Source organism: Lysinibacillus sp. CTST325 (assembly GCF_054665055.1).
This window is the reverse complement of sequence record NZ_BAAFHO010000003.1, coordinates 133,455-151,947: the sequence shown is the minus strand read 5'-3', so window position 1 is coordinate 151,947 and position 18,493 is coordinate 133,455. Positions and strand designations below refer to the sequence as shown.

Sequence of the window (18,493 nt, the reverse complement as noted above, 5' to 3'; positions counted from 1 at the left end):
TTGTTACAGGAGTAAGAGAAGAATGAGGAGTGTAATAACATGCAAGTTCAAGCAACTGAGACTCAAAAAAATCACGTACACATGCAAGTAGAAAATGTAAAGCTCTATATTAATGGACAGTTTGTCGACAGTGAATCAAGTGCTACTTTTGAAAATAAAAATCCATTTACCAATGAAATAAACAACTATATCGCTGAGGGGCGTGAAGCGGATATAAATCAAGCTGTTCTTTCAGCAAAAGAAGCGTTTGAGAATGGTCCGTGGGGCAAGATGAAATTGAAAGAAAGAATGAAATATATTAATAGAATTGCAGATATCATCGATGAGGAGATTGAAGAAATTGCTTTCTTAGAATCATTAGATACAGGTCTGCCAATTAGCCAAACAAGAAATCAAACCGCACGTGCTGCAGAAAATTTCCGTTTCTACGCACGAATGGTTGAGACAAAATTGCATGGCGAATCTTACCCAATGGATGATGAATTCATTAATTATACAGTTTATAAACCATTAGGAGTTATAGGGTTAATTACTCCATGGAATGCCCCATTCATGTTAGAGACTTGGAAAGTAGCACCTGCATTAGCAACTGGCAATACTGTTGTTCTAAAACCAGCGGAACTTTCACCATTAACTGCAAATAAATTAGCTGAAATTATTCATAAAGCTCAAGTTCCGGATGGAGTCTTTAATGTCGTTCATGGCTTTGGAGAAACAGCAGGGGCTACTCTTGTTGCTCACCCAGATGTGAAAGCGATTTCATTTACAGGTGAAACGACTACAGGTTCCACTATTATTAAAAACTCTGCGGATACTTTAAAGAAAACATCGATGGAGCTTGGTGGGAAATCACCTTTAATTGTATTTGATGATGCAGATCTTGAACGAGCTCTAGATGCAGCAATATGGGGGATTTTCTCTTTTAATGGGGAACGTTGCACATCCAATTCTCGAGTATTCTTGCATAAAAATATTAAAGAACAATTTGTTGAAAAATTAAAAGCACGTGTCGCTAATATTAAAATCGGTGACCCAATGGATTCATCAACTCAGCTTGGTCCGCTAATTGAAAAAGATCACTACAACAAAGTAAAAAAATATATAGAAATCGCTAAACAAGAAGGTTGCGAAGTAGTTCAGGGAGTGGTTCCGGAGAAGGTAAAGGCAGGTAATTTTGTACCACCGACACTTTTATTAAATGCAAGAAATGACATGAGAGTATGTCAGGAAGAAATTTTTGGTCCCGTTATGGCCGTAATCGAATTTGAAACAGATGAAGAAGTACTTCAAATGGCAAACGACGTATCTTACGGACTAGCTGGTTTTGTATGGACAAAAGATTTAAAACGAGCACATCGTATGGCAGATGCTATTGAAGCAGGTATGCTTTGGATTAACGCTCAAAACGTACGAGATCTTCGAATTCCATTTGGCGGTACGAAAGATAGTGGCATTGGAAGAGAGGGTGGCCATTACGCAATTTTTGAATTCTATACAGAACCAAAGGTAATCCATGTTGCTATAGGTGATCATCATATTCCGCAATTTGGGAAGTAAAAACTATTTTTCGAGGGGGAAACAATAATGCCAGCAAAAACAGGAAAGCAATATATTGAAAGAGTTGATAATGCACAGGCAAATATATGGATTGATGGAAAACGAGTAGAAGGCAAGATTTCTGAACATCCAGCTTTTAAAGGAGTTATGAAAACTCAGGCAGAACTTTACGATTTGCAACATGATCCAGACAAAAAGGATTACATGACATATGAATCTCCAACAACTGGTGAACGGGTAGGTACATCTTTTATTCAGCCAAAAACAAAAGAAGATTTGGTGACACGTCGCAAAATGATGCAAGAATGGGCGAAATATAATGGTGGCATGATGGGACGTTCCCCTGATTACATTAATGTCGGGATGATGGCGTATGGTTCAGCTTCAGAAATGTTTGGAAAACAGGACTCCATCTATGCCGAAAACATGGCCAACTACTACGAGTATTGCCGTGAAAATGATTTATCTTTAACACATACGTTGATTCAGCCTCAAGTCAATAGGGGAGTAAATTCAGCACAGCTGCCAGATCCGTTTATTGCAGCACGGATTAAAGAGAAAACATCTGAAGGGGTCGTTATTAAAGGGGCAAGATTACTTGCTACTCAAGGTGGTATTACCGACGAAATCATGGTATTCCCATCTACTTTATTAAAACAATCAGCTGAAGAAAATCCATATGCATTTGCATTTTCTATTCCTAATAACACACCGGGCTTAAAATTTATTTGTCGAGAATCTTTTGATTATGGTAAGTCTCATTTCGACCATCCGCTAGGATCTCGCTTTGAAGAAATGGATACCATTGTTGTGTTTGATGATGTTGTCGTTCCGTGGAATCGAGTTTTTGCCCTTGGTGATGTTAATGTGTGCAACCAGGCCTACAATGAAAGTAATGCAGTTGTTCATATGACACATCAAGTTGTATCGAAAAATATCGCGAAAACAGAGTTTGTACTTGGTATTCTTCAATTAATGGCAGAGACAATTAATATTGGCCAATACCAACATATACAGGAGAAAATCTCTGAGGTAATTATTGCACTTGAAACGATGAAAGCATATGTCGTTGCTGCCGAAGCAAATGCAAAGGTGGATAGATGGGGAACTATGACACCAGAATTTGCACCGTTAAATGCAGCACGTCATTACTTCCCGAAAATTTACCCTCGCTTTACAGAAATTATGCAATTAATGGGTGCAAGTGGCTTAATGGCGATTCCATCAGAATCAGACTTCAATTCTGATATTCGTCCGGATCTTGATAAGTATTTACAATCAGCCACTGGTGATGCTTATAATCGTGTGAAACTTTATCGTTTGGCATGGGATGTATGTATAAGTTCATTCGGTTCTCGACAAACACTTTACGAACGCTTCTTCTTCGGTGATCCAATTAGAATGGCAAGTACGCTTTATAACGGGTATGACAAACAGGAATATGTTGATCGTGTAAAAGAATTTTTGAATCGATCAGAAGAGTTTGCTAAAAATAGCTAATTAAACGACTAAGGGAGATGAGGAATTTGGATTTCAATATCATTCGTATTGCCAGAACTGTTATTAATGTGAAGGATTTGGACCGTTCAAAAGATTTTTATGTAAAAGCGCTCGGCATGATTGAAACGGAAACAAAGGACGACTGTGTTTATTTGAGAGGGCTTGAAGAACACACACACCACAGCTTAGTTCTTAAAAAGTCCGATGCGTTAGGGGTACATGCACTCGGTTACAAAGTAGAGAAAGAAGAAGATCTAGATCGTCTGGCTGAATTGTTTCAATCAAAAGGCTTAAAAACAAAGTGGCTTAAGGAAGGAACTCAGCATGCTCTTGGGCGTGCACTGCATGTACATGATATTTCAGGGATGCCTCTTGAATTTTTCTGCAAGATTGAAAAAGCAGAGCGCTTACTTCAGCGCTATGACTTATACAGCGGTGCCCGAATTCAGCGGATTGACCACGTAAACTGTGCTGTACCGGATGTGGAAAAAGCATATAACTTCTTTATCAATGAGCTAGGCTTTGCATGTTCTGAATATACAACTATAGAAGATGGAAGTATCTGGGCTGCATGGCTCCATCGCAAACAGACCGTGCATGATCAAGCCTTTATGAACGGAGATGGTCCACGTCTTCATCACTTTGCTTACTGGCTACCGGATCCACTTGCTCTAATTCACTGTTGTGATGTTTTAGCTTCTCTTGGCTATTCAGAGAACATTGAAAGAGGTCCAGCACGCCACGGCTTATCCAATGCGTTCTTCTTGTATTTAAGAGATCCAGATGGATACCGCATTGAGCTGTATAACGGAGATTACTTAACAAGTGACAATGACTTTGAGCCAATTCGATGGGATTTAAATGACCCACGTCGTCAAACATTATGGGGTGCAAAAGCACCAGATAGCTGGTTTAATGAAACATCTCCGTTTTTAGATATTGAAACCAATGAACAAATTCAATCTAAGTCACCAAACCTTGCGCAGCGCAAACCAGAATTAGTTATATAAATAAAAAGAATGGAGGAATCTCAATGGATGATCGTACATTTCGAGATGCTATGGGTAAATTTGCAACCGGCGTAACAGTTATTACAACGGACATTGATGGAGAGCCTCATGGCATGACAGCAAATGCCTTCATGTCAGTGTCGTTAAACCCGAAACTCGTACTAATATCGATTAAAGAAAATGCAAAAATGTTGGATAAAATTAACCGCTCCGGTAAATTTGCAGTGAATATTTTATCGGAAGACCAGCAAGAAGTTTCTATGTTATTCGCTGGCCAGATCAAAGAAAAGCGTGAACCAGAATTTGACCGCCTAAATGAAATCTCGGTAGTAAAGGATGCGCTGGCAAATATTACATGCAATGTATATGGAAAGCAAGTAGCTGGTGACCATACGCTGTTCCTTGGAGAAGTAGAAGATATTGTCCTTCGTGAAGGAAATCCTCTGACATTCTTTGCAGGGAAATATGGCCAGCTCGCTGCACCGCAGTTAACTTAACATATAAGGAGAGGGCCAACGATGGAGACAATTTATATCAAAAGTTCAATAGATAAATCAAAGTTCACTGAATTAGAAGCTTGTGTTTTGGCCCTTGGTTTTTTTGATGGAGTTCACATCGGTCATCAAAAAATTCTTGAAACAGCAAAACAAATTGCTGTGCAAAAACAATGCGCCTTTGGTGTTATGACGTTTTATCCGCACCCAAAAGATATACTCTTTCCTCATATGGAGCCAATGACTTATTTAACTCCGCTTCCTTTGAAAGAAGATCGATTTGAAAAGCTGGGTGTTGAGAAGTTATTTGTTGTTGAGTTTAGCCCTGAGTTTGCCCGTCTTTCTCCTATCGATTTTGTTGAACAATACATTATAGGACTTGGCTGTATACATGTTGTAGCAGGCTTTGATTATCATTATGGCTATAAAGGACTCGGTAATATGAAAACGTTATCAGAGTATAATCCCGGAAGTTTGGAAGTAACGACTGTTCCGAAGATCCAACATTGTGATGAAAAAATTAGTTCAACAGCAATCCGAAAATTGCTTGATGAAGGTCATGTGCAAAAGATTCCTATGTATCTTGGCAATTTTTATGAAATTAATGGAGAAGTGAATCAAAGTTCCCTTTTTTATAAAAAACATCAGTTTCTTAAATTAATAGTTAAACAGACATGCCGAATGCCTAAACCTGGTATTTACCATATTCAAGTTGAAATAGATGGTAATTATTATGATGGAATTTGCCATCAAATATCTATAAATGAGCAACACCCTTCGTTATTAATACAATTAAAAGATTGTCCTGTAAACCCATACAAGAAGCGGATTAAGGTAAAGTGGCTAGATTATAAATATGGTAAGCAAAATGAGTCATACGGAATGAATGAGTACATGCAAAAAGATGAGCTAGTGATCTAATTAACAGTAGGCTATAACGGAAAGGAGTAGACTATGAATTTAAAAGTGCAAGCAAGAAAGAAAAACTTATACATTGATGGTCAATGGCAAGAAGCCACTGAACATGCATCTCTAACATCTCCATACTCTGGAGATGTTATTGCATATATTCCTAAGGCTAATGAAAAAGAAGTGAATGAGGCAATTGAAGCTGCAGTTCGTGCAAAAACAGTAATGGCGAAAATGCCAGCTCACGAACGTGCAGCTATTTTGGAACGTTTGGTGGCTTTGTTTGAGAAGCGTTTAGATGAAGCTGCAGAAATTATCGCTTTAGAGGCAGCTAAACCAATTGCTACTGCAATCGATGAAGTGAAACGGACAATACAAACGTATAAGTTTGCAGCTGAAGAAGCAAAGCGAATTCATGGAGAAACGATTCCATTGGATGCTGCACCAGGTGGAGAAAAACGAGTAGCATATACGGTGCGTGAACCTATTGGGGTTATTGGAGCGATTACGCCATTTAATTTCCCGATGAATTTAGTTGCCCATAAAGTAGGCCCTGCCATTGCCGCAGGAAATACAATTGTATTAAAACCAGCAAGTCAAACTCCACTATCTTCTTTCTTTTTAGCAGAGTTGTTACAGGAGGCCGGTTTACCTAATGGAGCTCTAAATGTTATTACTGGAAGCGGAAGAGTCGTGGGGGATAAAATCGTGACCGATGATAGAATTGCAGCTATTACATTTACGGGCAGCCCAGCTGTTGGGATTGGTATTCGAAACAAAGCAGGACTGAAGCGCGTGACATTAGAACTGGGTTCAAATGCAGCCGTTATTATTGATAAAGGGATCGATATTGATTCAATTATTAATCGTTGTGTGAAGGGAGCCTTTTCTTTCCAAGGTCAAGTATGTATATCATTACAAAGAATTTATATTCATGAAAGTTTGTACGAAACATTTGTGCAAAAATTCGTTGAAGCAACTCAACAACTCAAAATTGGTGACCCTTTAGATCCACGTACGGATGTTTCAGCACTTATTTCAAAAGGAGATGTGGAACGTACTTTAGATTGGATTCATGAGGCGAAACAACATGGAGCAGAAGTAGCAACTGGGGGAATCGCAGAAGGGAATATTTTATTGCCAACGGTATTATTAAATGCAGAGTCTTCTTTAAAAGTTTCGTGTCAAGAAGTGTTTGCTCCAATTGTGATCATCAATAAAGTTCAAGCAGTAGAGGAAGCAATTGAGCAAGTAAATGATTCGCGATATGGTCTCCAAGCGGGAGTCTACACGGATAATGTTCATACAGCGTTAACTGCAGCTGAAAACCTTCATGTTGGAGGCGTTATGATTAATGACATTCCAACGTTTCGTGTAGATAACATGCCTTATGGAGGTGTGAAGGAAAGTGGAGTTGGAAGAGAAGGAATAAAATATGCTGTAGAGGAAATGACAGAGCTAAAACTAGTGGTTTTTAATAGAAATTAAAAATCAAAGAATTAGAAGCATTTAAGAACCCTATTAAATGATTAGGAAAGAGGTGCTATCAATTTGGAGCTAGTAAAAGAACAAAGCAGTGTAAAAAAAGACATCGAACAACAAGACAACAAACAAATAGATTATGACAAAATTTCCACCTCGGAGGATTTTAAACAACTACTTGTAGATAAGAAAAAGTTTATTATTCCTTACACAATTTTTTATTTGGCTTATTCACTAGCTTTACCATTCCTAGCCTTGTTTACAAATATATTAAACGTCCAAGTAATAGGAGACATTACGTTGGCGTGGATTTACGGTATTTCAATTATCTTTATGTCATTTGGGGTATGCGGTGTTTATGTAAAAAAGGCCGCTGAATTTGACGAAAAGGTAAAGCAAATCTTAGTAAAGGAGGGGCTGTAGACATATGGGATGGGATATTATTCTTCTTTTTGTACTCATGTCAATAGGGGTACTTTTCATTACGTACTATGCTTCCAAAAAAACAAAAACGGCAGGTTCTTTTTATACAGCTGGAGGTGGTCTGACTGCTAGGCAAAATGGTCTTGCTTTAGCTGGAGACTTTATGTCTGCATCTACCTTTTTGGGGTTAATTGGTGCCTTTTCTTTAATGGGATATGACGGATTTTTCCTCATGTACGGTGCCCTTGTTTCTTTTCTTGTCATTTTATTTTTAGTTGCAGAACCATTAAGGAACCTTGGGAAATATACGTTAGGTGATATGATTACTGCTCGATTTAGGTTTAAACAAGTACGAGGCGTAACTGCCTTCAATACAATAATCATCTCAGTTTTTTATATGCTTGCACAGCTTGTTGCTGCAGGAGCTTTATTCAAATTATTATTAGGTATTCCGTATAATATTTCAGTCCTTATTGTTGGTGTTGGTATGTTAGCTTTTGTTTTGTTTGGAGGAATGACCGCAACAAGCTGGGTTCAAATTATTAAAGCCGTTCTTTTAGTAGGTGGAACCTTTATTCTGTTTGTCATGGTTATGTGGAAATTTAATTTTAATTTTATTGGCATTTTTACTGATATGAAAACAGCCACTCCTTTTGGAATTGATTTCTTAAATCCTGGTTTAAAATATAAAAACGGTTGGGATGCAGCTTCTTTAACACTTGGGCTCATTCTTGGGACAGCGGGTCTACCCCATGTATTAGTTCGCTTTTTAACTGTACCTAATGCTCAGGTTGCCAGAAAGTCAGTCGTTTGGCTTATGTGGATCATGGGGCTATTCCATATAATGGTCATTTTCCTTGGGTTTGGAGCAGCAAAACTAGTTGGAACTTCGAATATTATAGAGGCTAACCCTGCAGGGAATATGGCAGCGCCATTATTAGCAAAGTTTATTGGCGGAGATTTTATGTTTGCTTTCATTTCTGCGGTTTCTTTTGCTACTATTCTCGCAGTTGTTGCTGGAATTGTAGTTACGGGAGCAACAGCATTTTCCCATGACTTTTATAACGAAATTTTAAAAGACGGGAAAGCAACCGAAAAACAGCAAATGTTTATGGTACGTCTTGCATCGATTCTTATCACTGCTATCGCCATTACCTTATCACTATTTCTTCAAAATTTTAATGTTGCCTTTTTATCATCACTCGCACTAACATTAGCAGCGAGTTCGAATTTACCAGTTATTTTATTAACTATTTTTTGGAGAAAATTCAACAAAACTGGAGCAATCTTTGGCATGCTTATAGGATTAATTGGCACGATTGGTCTGGTTATGTTAAGTCCAAATGTTTGGAATCCAGAACCAGGCGTAGCCTTATTTACTGGTAATCCGATTTTTCCTCTTGCATCACCGGGAATTATTTCTATACCGTTAGGTTTCTTAGGCTGCTACATTGGTACATTTATAGGGAACCGTAAGTCAAAAAATGTAGAGGATAATTTTTCAGAAATTATCGTTAAGTCAAATATAGGTAATGATGTTAAAGGTGTAGTTAACCATTAGTGATAGTTTTGCAAGTTAAGTAACCATTAGAAGAATTTACGAGTTTATGAGAGGAGTGAATAGTTATGAGTAAGGCAATTATTAAATTTAGTGAAACCCTTCACACAAAAGAAGTGGAAGTAGATCCTCAAAACAATACAATTATTCTCGGTGATAGAAATTTAACAGTAGAGCAGTCCTCTTTGGAGGCGCCAATTTCGGGTACAGTATATGGGACTTTATTAAATTATAGTGGCGAGCTAAAGGCATTAGGTTCATCGTTAACTAAGGAACCTTATAAACAGCCTCCCAAAGCGCCTGTCTTATATATAAAACCGGTGAACACCATTACTGGATTTAAAACTTCAATTCCATTACCCGAGGATACATCCCATCTGCAAGTAGGTGCCTCATTAGGCATTGTCATTGGGAAAAATGCTACACGTGTAACAGAAGAAAAAGCTTTAGATCATGTATTAGGATACACCATTGTAAATGATGTGAGTATTCCGCATGAGAATTTTTATCGACCAGCTGTTAAACAAAAAGCAAGAGATAATTTTTGCCCTGTAGGTCCATGGATTATTGAACGCGATGCAATCTCTGACCCTAATAAGTTGACGATTACTGTATTCGTTAACGATGAGTTAAAACAAAAGAATACAACGGCCAATTTAATTCGTCCTGTATCACAGTTGATTTCTGAAATTTCGGAATTTATGACGCTATATGAGGGAGATGTTTTACTGGCTGGAGTACCTGAAAATCCTCCGCTTGTTAAAGAGGGTGATCGAGTACGAATAGAAATCGATGGAATCGGTTATTTAGAAAATACAGTTAAATGAGAATCTCATTGTTTTGTAAAGGAGCGCGATTAATATGAAACATGCACGTGTAGTATTTCAGGATGTCATTCATCATGCAATTGAGACAAATGATGGTCACCTGAAACTAGATAATGGACAAATTGTTTCTGAGGAGGAAGTGGTCTGGCTACCGCCTGTCCAACCTAAAACCGTTTTTGCTTTAGGACTAAATTATGCAGATCATGCAAAGGAACTTGCTTTTCAAGCACCAACAGAACCTTTAGTTTTTCTAAAAGGTCCTAATACTTTTATTGGTCATCGAGGTCAGACTTACCGACCAGCAGAGGCTACTAATATGCATTATGAATGTGAACTTGCAGTTGTCATTGGTCGTTCCGGGACTAACATTAAACGAGAAGATGCTTATGATTATGTAGCGGGCTATACCGTTGCAAATGACTATGCCATCCGTGATTATTTAGAAAACTATTATCGTCCGAACTTAAAAGTAAAGAATAGAGATACTTGTACACCAATAGGTCCATGGCTAGTCGATGCAAAAGATATTGAAGATCCTATGAATCTTACATTGCGTACTTATGTAAATGGAAAAGTTACTCAGGAAGGCACAACGAAAGATATGATTTTTAGTATTCCACATTTAATTGAGTATTTAAGTAGCTTTATGACATTAAATAAAAACGACATTATCCTTACTGGTACGCCTGAGGGCTTAGTTGATACAAAAGAAGGAGATGAAGTCATTACTGAAATTGAAGGAGTGGGACGACTAGTAAATACCATTATTAGTGAAAAACATTTCTTGAAAACTGAAAGAGATAAAGCCATTTTTAGTCAGTGAAAGGGATGAAAACATGCCGCATTTTATTGTTGAGTATACCGATAACATAAAGAAAGAAGCAGACATTCCGAATTTGCTTAAAAAAGTGAATGATGTTTTGATTAGCCGTAGTAATCTTTTTCCGACTGGAGGAATTCGATCAAGAGCAGTTGAACTTCAAGATTACCGAGTAGCAGATGGAGTAGAAGATGATGCATTTGTTCATGCTATATTAAAAATTGGGGCGGGAAGATCTGCTGAAAATAAGAAAGAAACTTGTGACGAACTATTCGAAGTAATCAAGGATCATTTTGCTGATCTATTTACTAGGCGATATCTGGCATTATCTATGGAATTGATTGAATTCAGTGAGGAAGGTACTTACAAGTATAACAATATTCATAAGCGTTTTAAAAAGTAAGAAGGCTATGTTAGCCCTATCTGTCATTCATTCCTATTCTTTTAATTTTTGGCTTCTATTAGCAATTATCATCCTGATAAGGGTAGTTCCGCTTTTTACAATAAAAAACAATTAATACCGCTTACAATTTAGGTTACATCGCGTTAAGTATAGAGTTTCATTTCAGGAAGGGGACTTTAAATGACAAAGAATCAGGCTTTAGATGTGAACTGCATTGAATGGGCAAGTGAAATAAACAAAAGTTATATCGGAGGTCAATGGGTAGAGGGTGGTAGTAAAAGAACTTATTCAATAAAGGATCCATATGATCAGTCAACTATTACATCTGTAGAATTAGCGAATGTAGAGCAAATAAAAGATGCTTATCACAAAGCAAAAGCAGCACAAAAGGAATGGGCTAAATCTACTCCAGAACAAAGAAGAGAGGTTTTAACGAAAGCATTAGACTTTTTAGAGAAAAATAAAGAGCATATTTTGGAATTAATTACACGAGAAACAGGTGGAACACTACTTAAAGCTCATATTGAGTTTGGCTTTGGGGTTAGTGACATAAAAAATTCAATTAATATGGTTGATGAAATATACACACCCAAAAATTATGCATCTACTACACCAGGAAAGGTTAGCCGTGTATATCGATTACCTTTAGGTGTTATTACGTCCATCACACCTTTTAACTTTCCATTTAACATGGCAACAAGAACAATTTTCCCTGCCATTGCTCTCGGGAACAGTGTTGTTCATAAACCAGATCTCCAAGTTGGAATAGTTGGTGGACAAGTTTTTGCAAAGGCTTTCGAAGAAGCAGGACTTCCTGCTGGGGTGTTTAATTCTATTTTAACCGATCTTCAAGAATCAGGAGATGAATTCCTGTTAAATACGAATTCTTCGTTTATCAGTTTTACAGGATCAACTGCAGTAGGAAAACATATTAATAAGGTAACAGGCGGAACATTAAAACAAATGGCATTAGAACTTGGAGGCAATAATCCTTTAGTAGTTTTAAGAGATGCCGACGTTGAACAAGCTGTGAGAGCCGCCATCTTCGGGAAATTTTTGCATAGTGGCCAAATCTGCGCGATTACAAACCGAATTATTGTTAATAGAGATATTTATGATGAATTTGTTGCTAGATACGTAGAAAAAGTAAAGGGATTAACAGTAGGAGACCCCAAGGATCCTAACACAATTATTGGACCTGTTATAAATGAAAAACAAGCTGATAAAATCATGGATTTAGTTAATAAAGCAAAGGAAAGTGGTTTAAAAGTTGCCGTAGAAGGTGACCGTACAGGGAATGTTATTTCACCATTTGTATTTGTTGATGTACCTAATGATTCAAGTCTTGCATCTTGTGAAATATTCGGTCCTGTTGCACAAATTATTCCGGCTGAAAGTGATGAAGAGGCCATTCGTTTTGCTAATGACACGGAATATGGATTATCCTCTGCCATTATAACTAGTGACTTAGAAAGAGGGGAAAGATTAGCCCTTGAAATCGAATCTGGTACAACACATATAAATGATATGCCTGCAGTGCTAGAAGGAAATGTTCCATTTGGTGGAGTGAAACAAAGTGGAATTGGGCGTTTTGGATATGAATGGATTGTAGATGAGTTTACTGTTGCGAAATGGGTATCTGTACAGACGAGTAAATTAGATTATCCGTTTTAGGATTGCAGCGATTTCAAATGACTTACAGTTCGATACTAGTAAGAGGATATTAATAGATTTGAAGTATTTCTTAAAAAAGCATTGAACCGTTAATAAACCTGTTGTTAGAAAAGCCTGTAACCTTGAGTTGACAAGGGATACAGGCTTTTAACTTACCATGAATGTGAAAGCGCTCTTAATAGCTGTGCCCTATTCGTTTTTGGTAATTCGTCTACTTTTTCAAAGAATTTAGGGGGTATATATGGAGTCAAATGTAATTTACAATAGTTTCTTAATTCTTCATCAATAGGATCTATTCTTCGCCCATGATTGGATCAAGAACTCCAATGACACTTGCTTTCAAATACTTTGAGGTATGAATAAAGAACTTCTAAATATGGAGTCTACCTCTAATAACTACATCTTTTTTTCTATCTACAATAAAGAAATAACCATCTTCATCAAATAAGAGTAACACTGAGGGAAGAAGGTTAATTATCTAAATTTTCTAAAAGTTTTATTGATTATTTTTCCTTTTTTTATTACACTTATTTACGAACGTTCGTAAACAACATTAGCAACTTTCAAACCGTTGATTTAGCTGTTATTCGATTAACCGAGGAAATGATCACGTATTAAACATTGATTTGTAAGCGTTTACTAATTTGTCTTAAAGGTGGTATAAAGTTGATTAATCTTTTAAATTCGAAAATAATTAGTTACTTGCCGTCTCAGCCTGACTTTGAATTTCAGACAGATTACTATACTGAACAAAAAGTTAGAATTAAACCAAATCAACCATCTATTCTGTTTTATCAATTTAAAATGGGAGGGGTAAGTAATCAAATTTCAGTTATCCCGGATGGGTGTATCGATATTCTCATTAATTGTGATCAGCATTACGGCAATATTTGTGGAAGCGTTACTAAAAGTAGGGTGATTAACCTTCTCCCAAACAGTACATACTTTGGTATTCGTTTTCTGCCATGCCTAGATATTAAGAAAATAAAATTCGGTATTAAAGACCTTACCGATAAAGAAATTTCCTTAAATGAAATGTTTCCTGTAAATACGAATATATTAGAAAGGGTAGTAACCGACGAAAGTTTTATGGAGAGAGTCAATATATTCATTGAAACATTGGGAAGTCAAATTTTTGAGATTGATAAATCAACAAAACTAATAAAACAAGCATTATATAATATATACGTGACAAGAGGTAATATTACCATAGCTCAACTTGCAGAAGAAGTAGGATATTCAACTAGATATTTAAGAAAACAATTTGAAGACCATATTGGAATTTCCCCCAAATTATTTAGCCAAATAGTAAGATTTCAATCATCACTAAATATGCTTCTGAGGACAACCCACTTTACGTTAAATGATGTTATTTATGAGAATGGTTATTATGACCAAGCTCATTTGATTCATGAGTTTCGGAATTTTGGATGCATGACACCTTATCAATTAACTGGGAAAAAAAGTTGCCTGAAAACCAGCTAAATAATGTTTGTATAGCTAAAGCAATTACTTATTTAAGTAATTGCTTTTTTTAGTGCGCCCGGCATGCGCATACTTGAAGAATTCTTGGGTGAAAATTTAGAATGTTCCGATTTTTACAATATCAAATTATCTTAATCTGATAATCTGTAATTAATATAAAGAATGCTTATTTTCCTACTACAGTTTTAAGGAAAAATGGGCAAGCAACAAAACAAAAGAGGGGAGTCAGATGAATGACGAAATGCCAACTGTTTATTAGTTGTAACTGGGTTGAGGCTGTGTCAGGCGAAACATTTTAGTTAATCCTAGAACTGGAAAGTGAATGCCGTATTATCCGAGGCCTGAAGTACAGTTAGACAAAGCCTGCCTAAGTTGACTTGAATGAAAAAGTTTTGAATTGGTATGGAGGGTAGTAACGTTTTGTATAAATAACAAAATTATAATAACGCCAATGGGGGTAGGGATTATAGAAACACAAAAATCAATAGAGAACATCCAAATTTTATCAGATGGGCAAAGTCTAAAAAGAAGTTTAAAGATGCGAGATTTAGTTATATTTGGTCTTGGCTTTATGGCACCAGTTGCAGCGATGTCAATGTTCGGAATTATCACATTGGTATCTCAGGGCCATTCTGTCCTCTCATATGTTCTTGGTTTTGTTGCAATGTTATTTACGGCGTACAGTTTCGGTAAAATGGTTGAAGCTTACCCAGTTGCGGGTTCAACCTATACCTACGCCCATAAAGCGCTACACCCTAAAATAGGATTTATAGCTGGATGGGGAATGCTCCTTGATTATCTGTTGATACCCATGCTAACTTTTTTGATCAGTGCAAGTTTTGCAAACGCCCTTGTACCAAGCATTCCAGTTTGGGGATGGGTTCTCATTTTCGCTATCCCAATCACGATTATAAATATAATTGGAATTGATATAGCGGCTAAGTTGAATTCAGTTTTAGTGCTCCTCATGATTATCGCGGTGATTGCCTTCGTTTCCAGCGCAAGCCACTATATTATTACGGGTGATTTAACGTTAATAAACTATAAGGCAATTTATGATGGTGATTCATTTTCAATAGGAGCAGTTATTGGCGGGGCAGCTATTGTTATTGTCGCTTACCTAGGTTTTGATGCTATTACAACCTTGGCTGAGGAGACGAACGTAGGGGGGAATAAAATTGGTTTGGCCATTTTGTTTACCTGTGTCATTCAAACGGTATTTTATGTTTCCGTAACTTATTTAGCAGTGATTCTTGTAGGAAACTATTTAGCTATTGATAATCCAGACACAGCCTTCTTCAAGGTTTTAGAGACTATAGGAGGCGGGTTTCTTCAGACTTATATTACACTTACGATTATCGCATCTGGAATTGCAAGCGCCTTAGCGAGCCAAGCAGCTTCAAGTCGTTTGCTCTTGGGGATGGGACGTGACAATGTCATCCCTCAAAAATTTTTTAGCTATATCCATCCAAAGTATAAAACACCGATTAATAATATTTTATTAATGTCAATAATCGGAATTATTGGTGCAATAACTTTGAATTTGCAAATTGTATCCGACTTAGTTGCATTTGGTGGATTATTAGGATTTGCTTTCGTGAATATTTGTGTAATTAATCATTACTATTTAAAAAATAAGCAAAAAAATATCGTTAAATATTTGATTGTTCCATTAATTGGAATGTCGGTTTGTCTTTATATATTGTGGGGGCTTTCAACAGTCGGAAAAATAGTTGGATTTACCTGGATGGGAATTGGTGTTTGTTATTTAGCTATTCGATCCATGTATTCAAAAGAATCCAAGAAACTCTTAACAGATATAGAAGGGCAGAATGTTAGTTAAATGCGCTAACGAATGTGACAATCCCATATGGTGTGAAACTTGCAAATCTAGGATTTAGACAAGCCGCTCTGAAAAGCCAAGCATTAGCTAAAGGAATTAACGTTATTGGAGGATTTGTGACATATAAAGCTGTAGCAGAAGCTCATGGCTATTTATATACTCCTATTGAAAGCATGATAGAGTGTGAAAGGGTAATTTCATAAATCGATAATTAATTATTAAATAGCTAGGAATGCTTAATTATATTTGTCTATTAAAGGAGGAATAAAATATGCAATACGTTGCAAAGCGAAATAATCTAAGCAAATTGGAATTATCAGAACTGGATAAAAAACATTATTTGCATCCAACGACACCACCAAGAGCTCATTATTTATCAGGGCCTTCAACAATCTTTACAGAAGGCAAAGGAATTTATCTGAAAGACATAGAGGGGAAAGAGCGTATTGATGGGGTTTCGATGCTTTGGAATGTAAACCTTGGCTATGGGAATGAAGAGCTTGCTGAGGTAGCAAAACAGCAGATGTTAAAACTTTCTTACAGCTCTTCATTCAGCGGACAATCCAATGAGCCCGCTATCCTTTTAGCACAGAAAGTGGCCTCATTAGCACCTGGTGATTTGAATGTTTGCTTCTTCACATCGGGAGGCTCGGAATCTAATGATACTGCATTTAAACTAGCCCGTTTTTATTGGAAAGTAAAAGGTCAGCCAGAGAAAACTAAAATTATTTCTCTTGAACAATCATTCCATGGGGTTACAGTAGGAGCCACGAGTGCTACTGGAATCGAGGGATTCAATAAATTTACGACTTCCAATGCTCCGAACTTCCTTACCGCTGCAGCGCATGTTTTGAATGCAGAACTTGGTGATAAAAGTGATCCAAATTACTCGCGTTCTATTCGTGGGATAATTGAATCAGAAGGATCCGACACTATAGCCGCTGTCATTCTGGAGCCAATCCAAGGCGCAGGCGGGGTAAGATTCCCTCCTGACGGATACCTTCAAGCTGTTCGCAAACTTTGCGACGAACACAACATTTTGCTTATTGCAGATGAGGTGATTTGTGGGTTTGGAAGAACCGGAAAGACCTTTGGTGTTGATAATTGGAACATTGTTCCGGACCTTCTATGTGTTGCAAAAGGAGTCTCAAGTGGCTACGCTCACCTGGGTGCCGTAATTATGAGAGAGCATGTAAGAGAAGCATTTATTCAATCAGATGAAATGATGTTCCATGGATTCACATATAGTGGACATCCAATGGCTTGTGCGGTTGGCTTGAAGACACTTGAGATATTAGAAAGAGATCAAATTGTTGAGAATAGTAGACTTCGTGGTGAAGAATTATTAAAAGGACTTAAGTATCTCGAAAGCAATCATAAGCATATAACGAATGTAAGAGGTCTCGGTCTACTTGCCGGTATTGAGCTAGTTAAAGATCCTGAAAACGGCATTCCATTTGATCCATCAGTACACGCCGCAGCTCTGTATACAGATATATGCATGGACTTAGGACTGCAATTGCGTTACTTCGATTGGAAGGGAACAAATACGGTTGCTCTTGCTCCACCGCTTATTATTACAAGCCAACAGGTTGAAGAGATTATTTACAGAATGTCTGAGGCTCTTAAAAGGTTTGAAAAACAGATTTAATTCAAGCTAGCAAAATCTATTAATGTTATTAACTGACAGATAATGGAAGTTAATCGTTATTCAATTATAGGACGCTTTTCCTAAGTATAGGAAGTGTCCTTTTTCATGTATTTTAATCCCTTGAATATCTGCGTATGAAAAAGACCCTCCACGAACAGAATAGATTCTTAACGGAATTCGACAGCCGAACGCCAGCAATGGTCATGTAAACATCGACTAAGTTAATGCAATAGATGATAAAAAGTAACTGCACAATATGAGGAAAGAAACGATGAAAGGGTCACTAGGCAAGAAGCGACCCTTTAAAGAGGTGAAAAAGACTGATAGTTTTGTATTGATATGCTAACAGTTTTCATTATTTAAGAAAGTAGCGCCGATAATAATTAGAAGAATGAATAGAACAACAATCAGCGTAAATGATGAACCGTGGCCACGGCTATAGCCACCATAACAGCCACAATTAAAATTACCTGCGTTTCCATAGTATCCCATAAAAAAATCCTCCTTCCTACAATATATAATATGTAGGCTGCTGAGAAGGAGTGGGGTATTCATCCATTCAACAATAGGCATTAAAAATTAATCAAGTTAGTAATATTTTTGTGGGATAAGACAATAAAAAAGGTCACTTGAGATTGAAGTGACCCTTAATACAAAAGGAGGATAATTGCTTTACATTACTATTACTATGAAGTAAAAGTTATTTTGCTTAAGTGAATAGCCTGTGAAATATATTAAAAATAAAAACTGTAATGAAATAAGATACTGTAGCTTAGCTTCTACTGAAAGAAGTTAAATTTCTTGTCTATATTATCTGAAATCGCAGCACCCCAGCTACTAATATAGGAGTGAGGATA

At 36.9% G+C, this 18,493-nt stretch carries 17 protein-coding genes; 16 read left to right on the top strand and 1 reads right to left on the bottom strand.

Annotated elements, in window-relative coordinates:
- Positions 1 to 39: 39 nt before the first annotated feature.
- The 16 genes from hpaE (at position 40) to ACYQ73_RS10420 (ending at position 17,636) form a co-directional block, all read left to right on the top strand.
- Positions 40 to 1,557: a 5-carboxymethyl-2-hydroxymuconate semialdehyde dehydrogenase gene (gene hpaE, locus ACYQ73_RS10495; protein WP_460012451.1), complete on the top strand. Its 1,518-nt coding sequence runs from the start codon at positions 40 to 42 to the stop codon at positions 1,555 to 1,557.
- A gap of 27 nt (positions 1,558 to 1,584) precedes the next feature.
- Entirely contained in the window at positions 1,585 to 3,057 is a 1,473-nt protein-coding gene (hpaB, locus tag ACYQ73_RS10490; protein WP_460012450.1) for a 4-hydroxyphenylacetate 3-monooxygenase, oxygenase component, read from the top strand.
- 26 nt (positions 3,058 to 3,083) lie between these two features.
- A complete protein-coding gene (gene hpaD, locus ACYQ73_RS10485) occupies positions 3,084 to 4,067 on the top strand; it encodes a 3,4-dihydroxyphenylacetate 2,3-dioxygenase (RefSeq protein WP_460012449.1) in 984 nt (327 codons plus the stop codon).
- Positions 4,068 to 4,090: 23 nt separating this feature from the next.
- The gene (locus ACYQ73_RS10480; protein ID WP_460012448.1) at positions 4,091 to 4,564 is read left to right on the top strand and encodes a flavin reductase family protein; all 474 of its coding nucleotides are present in this window, start codon (positions 4,091 to 4,093) and stop codon (positions 4,562 to 4,564) included.
- A gap of 21 nt (positions 4,565 to 4,585) precedes the next feature.
- Positions 4,586 to 5,482, top strand: coding sequence for a cytidyltransferase (locus tag ACYQ73_RS10475; protein WP_460012447.1), 897 nt, complete (start codon positions 4,586 to 4,588; stop codon positions 5,480 to 5,482).
- Positions 5,483 to 5,515: 33 nt separating this feature from the next.
- Positions 5,516 to 6,958: an aldehyde dehydrogenase family protein gene (locus tag ACYQ73_RS10470; RefSeq protein WP_460012446.1), complete on the top strand. Its 1,443-nt coding sequence runs from the start codon at positions 5,516 to 5,518 to the stop codon at positions 6,956 to 6,958.
- 63 nt (positions 6,959 to 7,021) lie between these two features.
- Positions 7,022 to 7,375, top strand: coding sequence for a DUF485 domain-containing protein (locus ACYQ73_RS10465; RefSeq protein ID WP_460012445.1), 354 nt, complete (start codon positions 7,022 to 7,024; stop codon positions 7,373 to 7,375).
- A gap of 4 nt (positions 7,376 to 7,379) precedes the next feature.
- Complete coding sequence (locus tag ACYQ73_RS10460; RefSeq protein ID WP_460012444.1) at positions 7,380 to 8,936, top strand: solute symporter family protein; 1,557 nt, start codon at positions 7,380 to 7,382, stop codon at positions 8,934 to 8,936.
- A gap of 65 nt (positions 8,937 to 9,001) precedes the next feature.
- The gene (locus tag ACYQ73_RS10455; protein WP_460012443.1) at positions 9,002 to 9,760 is read left to right on the top strand and encodes a fumarylacetoacetate hydrolase family protein; all 759 of its coding nucleotides are present in this window, start codon (positions 9,002 to 9,004) and stop codon (positions 9,758 to 9,760) included.
- Positions 9,761 to 9,794: 34 nt separating this feature from the next.
- A complete protein-coding gene (locus ACYQ73_RS10450) occupies positions 9,795 to 10,583 on the top strand; it encodes a fumarylacetoacetate hydrolase family protein (protein ID WP_460012442.1) in 789 nt (262 codons plus the stop codon).
- A 13-nt stretch (positions 10,584 to 10,596) separates the two neighbouring features.
- Positions 10,597 to 10,983 (top strand): 5-carboxymethyl-2-hydroxymuconate Delta-isomerase, encoded by a 387-nt coding sequence (locus ACYQ73_RS10445; protein WP_460012441.1) that lies wholly within the window; start codon positions 10,597 to 10,599, stop codon positions 10,981 to 10,983.
- Between the two features lie 180 nt (positions 10,984 to 11,163).
- A complete protein-coding gene (locus ACYQ73_RS10440; RefSeq protein WP_460012440.1) occupies positions 11,164 to 12,657 on the top strand; it encodes an aldehyde dehydrogenase family protein in 1,494 nt (497 codons plus the stop codon).
- Positions 12,658 to 13,323: 666 nt separating this feature from the next.
- Complete coding sequence (locus ACYQ73_RS10435) at positions 13,324 to 14,142, top strand: helix-turn-helix domain-containing protein (protein ID WP_460012439.1); 819 nt, start codon at positions 13,324 to 13,326, stop codon at positions 14,140 to 14,142.
- A gap of 451 nt (positions 14,143 to 14,593) precedes the next feature.
- On the top strand, positions 14,594 to 15,985 hold the full coding sequence (locus ACYQ73_RS10430) for an APC family permease (protein ID WP_460012438.1): 1,392 nt from the start codon (positions 14,594 to 14,596) through the stop codon (positions 15,983 to 15,985).
- Between the two features lie 32 nt (positions 15,986 to 16,017).
- Entirely contained in the window at positions 16,018 to 16,188 is a 171-nt protein-coding gene (locus ACYQ73_RS10425; protein WP_460012437.1) for a hypothetical protein, read from the top strand.
- Positions 16,189 to 16,256: 68 nt separating this feature from the next.
- Complete coding sequence (locus ACYQ73_RS10420; protein ID WP_460012436.1) at positions 16,257 to 17,636, top strand: aminotransferase family protein; 1,380 nt, start codon at positions 16,257 to 16,259, stop codon at positions 17,634 to 17,636.
- A 342-nt stretch (positions 17,637 to 17,978) separates the two neighbouring features.
- Here ACYQ73_RS10420 and ACYQ73_RS10415 read toward each other — a convergent pair whose 3' ends face one another.
- Complete coding sequence (locus ACYQ73_RS10415) at positions 17,979 to 18,128, bottom strand: YjcZ family sporulation protein (protein ID WP_370079481.1); 150 nt, start codon at positions 18,126 to 18,128, stop codon at positions 17,979 to 17,981.
- Positions 18,129 to 18,493 lie beyond the last annotated feature (365 nt).